At 75.0% G+C, this 2,265-nt stretch carries 2 protein-coding genes; both read right to left on the reverse strand.

Going from position 1 to position 2,265, the window contains the following annotated elements; genetic code table 11:
• Positions 1-45: 45 nt before the first annotated feature.
• On the reverse strand, positions 46-1,059 hold the full coding sequence (locus ABD308_RS05175) for a lysophospholipid acyltransferase family protein (RefSeq protein WP_344326764.1): 1,014 nt from the start codon (positions 1,057-1,059) through the stop codon (positions 46-48).
• 6 nt (positions 1,060-1,065) lie between these two features.
• Positions 1,066-2,163, reverse strand: coding sequence for an NAD-dependent epimerase/dehydratase family protein (locus ABD308_RS05180; RefSeq protein ID WP_344326767.1), 1,098 nt, complete (start codon positions 2,161-2,163; stop codon positions 1,066-1,068).
• Between the last annotated feature and the right edge of the window lie 102 nt (positions 2,164-2,265).

The following is a 2,265-nucleotide window of genomic DNA, read 5'->3' on the forward strand; positions in this document are numbered from 1 at the left end:
CGGCGGACACCTCGTCCGCCGGGGCCCGCCCGCGTCCGCGCGCGGTCAGAAGAAGACCGACCGCCGCTGCACCAGCAGCTGGTAGAGCGTGTGCTGGATGGTCTCCCGCACCTCGTCGGCCAGGTCGAAGACCAGCATCGGATCGTCCGCCGCCTCCGCCGGGTGCCGGTCGGTGGCGATCGGCTCGCCGAACTCGATGATCCACTTGGTCGGCAGCGGCACCGCGCCGAGCGGCCCCAGCCACGGGAAGGTCGGCGTGATCGGCACGTACGGCAGGCCCAGCAGCCGGGCCAGCGTCCGGAAGTTCCCGATCATCGGATAGGTCTCCTCCGCCCCGACGATCGAGCAGGGCACGATCGGCACCCGGGCCCGCAGCGCCGAGGAGACGAAACCGCCCCGGCCGAACCGCTGCAGCTTGTACCGCTCGGCGAACGGCTTGCCGATCCCCTTGAAGCCCTCCGGCCAGACCCCGACCAGCTCGCCGCGCTCCAGCAGCGCCTGGGCGTCCTCGTTGCAGGCCAGGGTGTGCCCGGCCTTGCGGGCCAGCTCGTTGACGCCCGGCAGCACGAACACCAGGTCGGCGGCGAGCATCCGCAGGTGCCGGTGGCGCGGGTGGTGGTCGTGTATCACCACCTGGGTCATCAGGGCGTCCAGCGGGATCGTCCCGGAGTGGTTGGCGACGATCAGCGCACCGCCCTCGGCCGGGATGTTCTCGATCCCGCGCACCTCCACCCGGAAGTACTTCTTCGCCAGCGGCCGCAGCAGCCCGAGCAGCACCTCCTCGGTGAGCTCCCGGTCGAAGCCGAACTCGTCGACCTCGTAGTCGCCGCTGATCCGGCGGCGCAGGAAGGCCAGGCCGTCGGCGGCCCGGTCCTCCCAGCCCTTGCCGAACGCCCTGGTCGCGGCGGCGCCGAGCCGCCCGGCCAGCGCCCCGCCGACGGCCTCGGCCACCCGGTCGGCCAGCCCGGGACCGTCGGCCGGCGGCTCACTCCAGCTGGGCGCGGACTCGATCGGGATGACCTTCGCCTCGCCCGGCGCGTTCTCGGCGGCGGCACTCATGCGGGTTCAGCTCCTGGGTCGGTGCGGGCGGGCGGTGGCGGCGTCGGACCCGGCCAGCAGCGCGGCCAGGCCGTCGGTGACGGCGGTCAGCCGGTGCGGGGGCAGCAGGCCGGGCGACCGCGCGGCGGCGAAGTCCGCGAAGGCCTCCGGGGTGGTGAACGCCGGACGGTAGCCGAACGCCTCGCGCAGCCGCGCGGTGTCCACCACCCGGCCGTGGGTCAGCAGCCGCAGCTGTTCGGGCGAGACGTCGACCAGCCGGGTCTGCCGGGCCAGGCCGGCCATCCAGCTGACGGCGGGCAGCAGCAGCGGCAGGGTCGGCCGGCCCAGCCGGCGGGCGCATTGGGAGAGCAGCAGGACGCCCTCCCCCGCGACGTTGAAGGTGCCGGTGTTCACGGTGCCCGGCTCGGCCGGGAAGGAGGACCGGCAGAGCACCTCGATCACGTCGTCCTCGTGCGCGAACTGCAGCCGGGGGTCGTAACCGAACACGGTCGGCAGCACCGGCAGCGCGAAGTAGTCGCTGAGCGGGGTGTCGGCGCCCGGGCCGACGATGTTGGCGAACCGCAGCACGGTGACCGCGACGTCCGGGCGGCGCCGGGCGAAGCCCCGGACGTAGCCCTCGACCTCGACGGCGTCCTTGGCGAATCCGCCGCCCGGCAGCACCTTCGGCTGGGTCCGCTCGGTGAACACCGCGGGGTCGCGCGGCGCCGAGCCGTAGACGCCGGTGGTCGACTTCACCACCAGCCGCCGCACCCCCGGCGCCTTCTGACAGGCGCCGAGCAGCTGCATGGTGCCGATCACGTTGGCCTCCTTCACCGCGGAGCGGTGGGTGGAGCCCAGCCCGGTCGCGCTGACCGCGAGGTGGACGACCGTGTCGACGCCGTGCTCGGCGATCACCCGCGCCACGGCGGGGCGGCGCAGGTCGAGCTGGTGGAAGCGGTACGGCGCGGCGGGCCCGTCCGGCTCCGCGAGCGCGCGCGGCGCCGGACGCGGCGGCTGCACGTCCACGCCGACCACCAGGTCCACGCCCGGCCGGCGGCGCAGCCCGGCGGCGAAGCGGGCGCCGAGGTGGCGGGCCACGCCGGTGACGAGCACGACCGTTCCCACAGCGCTGCACCCCATTCCTCGGCCCGGGAGACCTGGGTGCACCGTACCGCGCCGCCCGGGCGGGCCGGGAAACGACACCGCCCGCCCAGGCCACGGGGGCCT

Source organism: Kitasatospora putterlickiae (assembly GCF_039527695.1).
Lineage (GTDB): Bacteria > Actinomycetota > Actinomycetes > Streptomycetales > Streptomycetaceae > Kitasatospora > Kitasatospora putterlickiae.